This is a genomic window from Stenotrophomonas sp. 05L414_2 (genome assembly GCF_056397905.1).
Genome location: NZ_JBFTOJ010000169.1, coordinates 1 through 8,547 on the forward strand (window position 1 = coordinate 1; position 8,547 = coordinate 8,547).

Annotated in this window: 2 protein-coding genes and 1 pseudogene; 2 read left to right on the forward strand and 1 reads right to left on the reverse strand. The window is 67.8% G+C overall.

Translation table 11 applies throughout. The features are described 5' to 3' along the window. Both AC1DJN_RS18325 and AC1DJN_RS18330 read left to right on the forward strand, forming a co-directional pair. Positions 1 to 112, forward strand: a pseudogene (locus AC1DJN_RS18325) (type II secretion system minor pseudopilin GspI); the annotation flags it as partial. After that, positions 109 to 723 carry a prepilin-type N-terminal cleavage/methylation domain-containing protein gene (locus AC1DJN_RS18330; RefSeq protein ID WP_478039689.1) on the forward strand — a complete coding sequence of 205 codons (615 nt, stop codon included), beginning with the start codon at positions 109 to 111 and terminating at the stop codon, positions 721 to 723. The pseudogene AC1DJN_RS18325 and the gene AC1DJN_RS18330, both read left to right, overlap by 4 nt. A 548-nt stretch (positions 724 to 1,271) precedes the next feature. Here AC1DJN_RS18330 and AC1DJN_RS18335 read toward each other — a convergent pair. Continuing rightward, on the reverse strand, positions 1,272 to 8,547 hold a 7,276-nt coding region (locus tag AC1DJN_RS18335; protein WP_478039691.1), incomplete at its 5' end, for a filamentous haemagglutinin family protein.

The window sequence follows — 8,547 nt, forward strand, 5'->3', positions numbered from 1 at the left end:
GCGGGGCAATGGCGCCGACGGACAACCGCAGCTGGAGTTGAGCGTGGTGGCCGAAGATGCACCGAAACAATCGCTGACGCGCCTGCAGTTGCCGTGGACGGCGGCGCCATGAAACGCGCGGCGGGCGGTTTCACCCTGATCGAGGTGATGATCGCCATCACCATCATGGGCGTGCTGGCGGTGATCTGCTGGCGCGCCCTGGACAGCGTGGCCAATACGGACCAGCGCCTGCGCCAGGCCGATGCCGAGACCAGCACGGCGATGCGGGTGCTGCAGCAGTTCCAGCGCGATATCGAGATGCGCGCTGACGRTGCGCTGATGAACGGCGCGGTGCGCCCGGCCGATCAGCCTGCGCGGCTGTTGCCGCCGTCGTTGACCAGTGAGCGCCACCCCGATGGTGGCTTCACGCTGGAGATCACCCGCAGCGTCGGTAGTGATGGGCTGCAGTGGCAGCGCGTTCGCTGGTGGCGGCAAGGCAGCACGTTGTGGCGTGCCAGCGGTGCGCCTTCCGATCATTATCCGCTGCCTGTGCCCGAGCCAACGCGCGGGTTGCTGGTGGCACGTGATGTGCAGCGCTTCGAGGTGCGGGCGTGGCAGCCAGGGGTGGGTTGGGCGATGCTGCCGAGCCAGGGGGAGGTTTTGCCGGCGACCGGCCTGGAGTTGCGGTTGGGGTTGCTTGATGGGCGCGGGCCGTTGAGTTATCGGCGGGTGTTGGCGCTCTGAGGCGCATCCACGCATGGCGTGGATCTACTGCCAGGCCGGCATCTGCTGCCAAGCCTGTTCTGGTGGGTGCCGACCGTTGGTCGGCACTGAAGCTGCCCCAGCCATCCACGCATGGCGTGGATCTACTGGACTGCATCCACGCATGGCGTGGATCTACTGCCAGGCCTGCTTTGCTGCCAGGCCTGCTCTGGTGGGTGCCGACCGTTGGTCGGCACTGAAAGCTGACCCAGCCATCCACGCATGGCGTGGATCTACTGAGAGGCATCCACGCATGGCGTGGATCTACTGGACGACATCCACGCGGGGCGTGGATCTACTGAGAGGCGTCCACGCATGGCGTGGATCTACCGCCCTCCTGCCGCCGGGCGCTGTCCCGCGCCCGGCGGCGCCGTGTCGGTGGTCCTCACCGCTGATGGCTGCTCCCTGCCCTCGGTGCCGTCCTGGCTGGGGCCGCCACCGTTCCCTGGCAGCTGGCCCGATCCTCTGTTCTGCGCGTGATGGGTGCGGTCCTTGGCCCGCACCGTTCCTCCATCCACGCATGCCTGGATCTACTGCACCTGCTGCTTGCCCGCGTCTGCCCGGGCCTGCGGGAACTGGAAGGCGCTGTTGACGTCGTAGCCCGTGGCGGCGGCCGTGTTTCCGCGTGTTGGCGGATCGATGCTGCTGCTGGCACTGCCGAAGCCCAGGATCTGCACGCTGATCACCGACGGCTGGTTGCGGCGCGCATCGTCCTGGCTCTTGCGCATCACGTCCTGTGCGGCCTGGCTGGCGCTGTTGGCCGCAGCGCTTGCCGACGCCAGCGCGTTGACGTTCACCGAGGCCAGTACCGGCAGGCCCTTGCTGTCGCCCTGCACCTGGATATTGGCGGCGTTGAGCACCTGCAGTGCCGCCAGGTTGATGTTGCCCGACACGCGGATACCCGCCTCGCCGGCATCGATGGTGCCCAGCGGCGCGATCAGGTCGACATCGCCAGGTGCCACTTCGGCGATCGGGTTCAACGTTGCGATGCCGGCGCCGCTGGCCGGTGCCTGCGGCGACAGGATCACGTTGCCCCAGGTGTCGTAGACCCGACGCGGCGGGGTGTACAGCAGCGTGGTCTGCGAGCCACGGCCGGCGTTGATGTCGCCCTGCTCGGACCACGCCAGGATGTCACCACCAAAGGTGGTCATCACCCGCGACAGGCCCAGCAGCACGCTGTCCTGGCTGAACAGACGGATGTCGCCCTGGCCCTGGGTGACCAGGCCCGCGCTGGCCGGAGGCACCACGCCCTGCACGCCCACCACGATCTGCCCGCCTGGCGCCATCAGCTCGATGTTGCCACCCGCTTCGGTGCGCACACCGGAGCCGCCATACATCACGATATCGCCAGTACGGTTGATCGTTGCGCCATTGGCATCCTTGTCCGGCATCAGCGTGGCGATCGCTTCGCGCCCGCGCAGATAGGAACCGAAACGCGGCCCTTCTGCATTGGTGTACTCACGACCACCTTCGCGCAGTTCAGCGTAGTAGACCTGGCGCAGGAAGATGCGCTGCTGCTCCTTCGGCAATGCGTCGAACACGGCCAGCGCCCCGGCGCCATCGGCAGCCAGACCGAAGCGCTGCTGCAGCCACTGCTTCAGTTCCTTGTCATAGATCTTCACGGCCTTGCCGGGCTGCGATGCCAGCGACTGCGCCGGATCGGCCAGGTTGGCCGGATCCAGGTAGCGCGTGCGCAGTGCATCGAAGTCAATGCCCTGATTGCCGGCAGTCACTGCGATGCTGGCACCGGGACGGGCATCGCCCTGGACGACGCCACCCAGGCTCACGATGCTTCCGGCCTCTTCCTGGCGCAGCTGCCGGCCCGCACTCACTTCAACGTTGCCGGGGCCGGCCACCGTCAGGTTGCTGCGGATGATGTCCCGGCCCGCCTCGATCCCGCTGATATCGGTACCGCTGGTGTTGAGCGCTGTGACGTTCGCATTGATCACGTCGCGACCGGCGCGCAGCTGTACGGCCGAGCCCGCTTCGTACCAGTCGAACAGTGTCCTGCTCTCCTCGCCGATGTTCCGCCTCAATTGCCTGCGCCCGCCGCTGCCCAACCCGATGATGTCACCGGCAACGGCATAGAAGCGGCTGGGCGACGTGGGCCGGGACGTCAGCGCACCCGTGGTCGGAGTACTGGGGCCGAACGCGAACAAGGGCAGGATCGCCGACGGATCCGCTCCCTGCACCCCATCGTCGGAGAGATTGTGGCCGACCCGGGTCAGGCTGACGCCCCGCTGGGCCATGAATGCAGGATCAAACGGGCCAGGCAGGCGGGCGTCGCTACCGGAACGTGCAATGCCGGTGGCGTTGATCGCGGCATAGATCGAGCCTCCGGCCAGAACATCGAGCTGGCCGCTGGCCGAAGGCGCGAGCAGGATCACATCGCCCGTAGTCGCCCCTGGTCCGAGACCTCGAAGCGAGGCGCTGATGATGTCACCACTCGCTGCCACCGCGCTGAACCTGGACGGATACAGCCAGTAATTGATGCTGGCGGGAACGGATTGCTCGCGCAGCGCGATGCCTTCAGCGAACATGTTGCTACCGGTTGCATGCAGACTTCCGGCCAGGCTGGGTGCGAGATTTCCGCCTGCCGAGAACAGGTCCAGTGCCGTGCCTCGGGTCCAGAGCGAGAACCACGTCGTGCCAGCTGCATGCTGGCCATCGCCCAGAACCACGTCGTTGTAGTTGGCCGTCGGTACACGCCCTGCATCTGCGGCGCCACCGAGAACAATGTCACCACGGGCCTGCAGCCGGGCCGTGGAATCACCCAGAATGAGCAGGGGCCCCGCCATCGCCACCGGGGCGCCCGCCACGAACGGATCCATCAGGCCCAGCGTTCCGTAGCTGCTCTGTATCGCGCTGAGGCCACCGATGCGTGCCGCCTGCAGCAGGGTGCTGCCGCGCAGGTTGGTCACCGCGCCATTGAGATCCAGATCCTGCAGGAAACTCTCCGGCTGCTGCGCGCTGGCGCGCAGGCCAGGATTCAACGCACCGCCACTGCGCAGGGTCAGGTCGCCGCCACCGGTCAGATGCAGCTCACCGTTGCTGACGCGCCCGGTCGACCCGACCGCAGCAACAATCGCGCTGGAATGAGGCGCGGTCAACAGACCCAGGGCATTGCCCATCGGGTCGAGCACGCCCGCGTGGCGGCCCGCTTCCAGTGAAAGATTGCCGCCTCCCAACGTGCCGAAGCCGGTGAACCCGACCATGCGGGGAGCTGCGTCCGCTTCGGCGCCCACGGTGCTGTACGTGCCGAAGTTGATCCACCAGCTCGTGGGTGTTGCCTGGACGCCTTCGGTGGTGCCCGTACCCTGCCGCCACAACCAGCCGCCCACGGCTGCGCTTGAATGCCCGGCCTGGTCGCGCTGCGCCGTACCGGATTCGGACCGGGCGGTCCAGGCCTCGCCGATGATGTCGCGTCCAGCTTCAACCCTGACATCGCCGCCATGGTCGGGATACCACGCACGGTAACTGGCCAGCGCCGCATCATAGTTGCCCGAGACCTGGTTCCTGCCCAGCAGCGAGGTGTGCCAGGGCGCAGCCGTACGCACCGGATTGAACTGGGGGTCGCGGCCATCGCCCAGTAGCGTCGGCGCACCAGCGGTGTACACGCCGAAGCCGGACTTCATGCGCACGTCCTGCGCGGCCAGCAGTGCCAGATCACCCTTGCCGGTACGCAGCACGCTCCAAGCCGGCGAGCCCAGGCGCTTGCCGTAGGTGGTGACTTCGGTAAGCGTACCGCCGCCGTAGCAGTAGCCCATTGCCGCGCAGATCTCTTCCTCCGACATGCCCATCTCGGCACCCAGTTCCGTCGCCGGGCGGCCGACCCAGGATTCATCGCCCCACCATGCCAGCGAGCCTTCCTTGTCCACCAGGCGCGGCGCGGGGCCGCAGAAGGAGCCTGCACCACAGATCTCCGCCTCGGTGGTCCCGATGATCTCGGCCACCTCGGCAGGTGACTTTCCGGCCAGACTCTCATCGCCCCACCAGTACAGAGAACCCTCCAGATTGACGATGCGATCACCCTTCCATTCTGTCGTCGTGGTTACTGTCCCGATGGTGCTGTAGTGGCTGTCGGCCAGCACGATGCTGCCGTCACTTCCCCAGCGGCGAGTACGCGGATYGGCGGCGGTCGTATCGGCACCGGCCACTGCGGTCAGATCCCACGACGTGGTGCCGTCGGGCAGCATCGCCGCCAGCGCCCAGTTGCGCCCCTGGCGCCCGCTGGCATCGGCCGTTCGCAGCTTCACCGGCGCATCGCCGGCCAGCTCCACCTTGGTCATCGACGGGATGATCGCACCGGCATGCAGGTCCAGTGCGCCGGAAAGCTTCATTGCCATGGGCAGGGCGACACCGGCCGGCCACACCTGTGCGGCCACCGGCGCCGGCGTGCGCAGGCGGAAGCCAGCGCCCAGGCGGGCACCGGACTGCAAAGCCAGCGCCTGTGCCAGCACGGTACCGGCCGCCATCACCTGTCCGCTGCCTGTCGTCACGGCCGCGCCCAGAACGGTACCGGCGGGCAGCAGCAGCGGCCCGGACAACACCATCTCCGCCGGCAGCACGGTTCCCGCCGGCAAGGTTACGGCCTCGAATGGCAGTGCATAGTTCAGCGTGGCGCCAGCACGGAACTCGGTGCCGCGCTGCAGCTGGACACCTTCGCCGGGCACGATCAGGTCGCCGCCGAACGCGGTGTTGGGCGTACCGCTACTGCGCCCTTCCAGCAACACCCAGCCGTCCTCATCGGGATTGGCGGGCGGCGGCGCGAAGCCGTCGTTGATGCTGCCATAGACATTGATATCGCCCTCGGCACGCAGCACCAGCGCGGCCGATTCACCGAAGCCGCGGCGCGCAGGATCGAGCCGGTTCGACTGCGGTCCGTAGCGATAGCCGGACAGATCGATATCGCCGGCCACGACCAGATCGCCACGCGGGTTGTCACTGCTGGTCCGCGCCACGATCTGCACGCCGGGGCGCAGGCGGTAGCTGCCCAAGGCGGCAATGCGCTGCTGCAATCCCGTATTGACCAGCGCGGCGTTCATCCACTGGCTGTTGTCCGGGTCCACCACCGTATCCAGCCATTGCTGGTTGATCACCTGCGGACGATGGCCGTGCACGTCCGGAGCGCTGGCCAGCGGCGCCGAATCATAGCTGCGGAAGGCGTTGACCTGGAGATCGCCGGCACCGGCAATGCGGATGCCGCTGGCCACCTCGATCGCTGCATCGTTGGTGCCCACGCGTGGCACGTTGAGCTTGACGCTGCCGCGCGCGCGGCCGTCGTTCTGGCCCGGGCCGCCACCCGTGGCCACCGAGGTGCCGCTGCGCAGGTCCATCGAGGAGGCCGCACCCAGCTGCAGGCCGCCATTGGCCGAGGTCAGTTCGATCATGGCCCGGTTCGGGCTGTCGATGATCTTGCCGTAACTATCGACGCGCAAGGCGCTGCCATGCGCGTCCAATGTTCCGTCGATACGCAGCACATCGCGGGCGGACAGGCGGATGCTGCCGACCTGTTCGCCACTGGCATCAATGCGGCCATTGACGAGCAGACTGCCACCATCGACGCTGATATCAACGTTGCGTGCCTTCACTTCATCGCCGATCACCAGGTCGCCTGCGCTCAACTGGAACGTCCGGCCACCGGTAATGCCACCGGCGGTAAGCCGGGTGTTCAGGCCGGAGAAGTCCTGCAACTGGCGTGCACGCACTACCAGCTCGCCGCCGTCGTAGGGCACTTCAGTGCCACCGGCGTCGTAGCGGCCGCTGGCTCCGCCAAGCAACGTACCTGCCAGATCCACACGGCCGCCCTGCGCGCCCAGCGCAGCGACCGTCAAGCGGCCGCCGCGGTTGTTGCGGGCGGAAAGATCGATGCGCGACGCCGCGTCGGCAACGATGTCACCTTCGCGACTCGACAGTGCCACGTCGCCGCCCCAGCTGTACTTGTCCACGTCGAACAGGCTGACCTTGCGCCCGGCCATGTCCAGCACCGCATTGCTGCCGAGCGCCACGCCCTGGCGTGCATTGGCTTCAAACCTGCCGGACGCCAGCGCCACCCGGCTGTCGATCACAACGCGCTCTGCCGCTATCGACAGCTCCGCACCCAATGCATCGCTGCCCGCGGTTGCCGCAGCGCCGTGCAACTGCACCGTGCCGCCGTTGCGGATTGCCAGCTGCGCACCCGCGTTACCGGTCAGCAAGGGGGTGACGATATCCAGCGCGCCGCCGCTGAACTGCCAACCGCTGCCTGCCACGTAATCGCCCTGCCGCTGGAAGACCTCCAGGCTGCCCTTGCCCGAGAACAGCATGCGATCAGACGCTGCCAGCGTAACGCCGGCGAAACCGAGCACCTGGCGATCCGCGGCCACCGACGAACTGGGCCGGGTAAAGGGCGCACGCCCCAGCTCCAGCGCCCTTGCATTGATTTCCAGCTGCCCTTGGCCAAGCCGGCCCACCATCGCCTCGCCGGCCGGCTGGGTCTGCTCACCGCCGGGCAACGTGGTGCCGGCCAGCGTACCGTCCCAGACCAGCGTATCGGCGAAGATGCGTGCGCGATCGGTAGCGGTGCCGTAACCGTGAATGGCCGGTGCGCCCAGCACCAGGCTGCGCAGGCTGCTGCGTCCGGTTGCGCCCTCACGGGTGTCCAGGTCCACGCTGCCGAAGACATTGATGGCATCGCGCGCGGTCAGGCTGAGGGCCTCCAGCGCCGGCGCACCGGTGGCGGTGTTTCCCCGCAGCAATCGCTGCAACACCTCCTGGTTCATGGTCATGCCCGCCGGCAGGGCGCCGGCCGCCGCTGCCGCCGCAATGGCCTCGGCGCTGCCGAGATTGAGCGCCGACATGCCCAGGCCGAGCTGGCGCGTGCCGTAGCTCACCGAATCACCAATGTTCAAGGCACCGTCGGTGACCACATTGATGCTGCCTGCCGACAGCAACCGGGTCTGGCCATCGCAGTCCACCACGCATCCGCCGATGTCGATCGCCACCGGACCGGCGGCACTGCCGCCCTGCGCACTGAGCGCCGTCAAGCGCTGGTTGGACACGGCAAGCAGGCCGCCCGACACCAGGTAGGGCGCCGTGGGCTGCGCAACTCGCGACGGATCGGCCCCGGTCAAGGTGTCGATCGCAGCGCCCTGCTCGATCAGGATCCCCTTGCCTCCGAAGGCGGCCGACAGCAGCACTTCCTGCGCCGTCAGGGTGACGCCGTTGCGCACCACGATGTGCCGCGCGCTGCCTTCCAGCGAATAGGTCGTCGCGTCACGTCGCAGCACGCCGCCAATCAGCATCGTTTCCGGGCGGAACGCATTGAGCGCGGAGTCGAAGATGGTTGCACCGCTGCCGCTGCCGGCGCTGTCGCCTTCGGTGGCAATCTCCAGCACCGCGCCATCGGAGGTGCGCAGGTTGACCGAAAGCGTGCCGCCGCGCCCGTCATTGCTGCCGGCGTTGAAATGGGACAGGCCCTGGAAGATCGCGGCTGGCACGGCCGAACGTCCTGCGCCGTCGCCCAACACCAGGTTGAGGTTGCCGGCGTCGGTCGGCCGCCAGCGCAGCGCTTCGCCACGCCGCTCGGCCACGCCCTGCACGAACGCGCTGTAGGCGGTCTCGTTGTAGCTGGCATGGCRRCGCACCACCTCCGCCGGCGTCAGCACCAGATCGGTGAGCAGCGGTGAGACACCACCGCCCAGGCTCTGCGCCTGGTGTCCACTGACGCGCCAGGAGCCAGTGCCGGTCGCCACTGGCTGGCGGCTGCCGACGGCGCTTTCGGCGCCAACTTCGACGCGGAATGCGCCCTTCTGCAGAGCGTAGCTG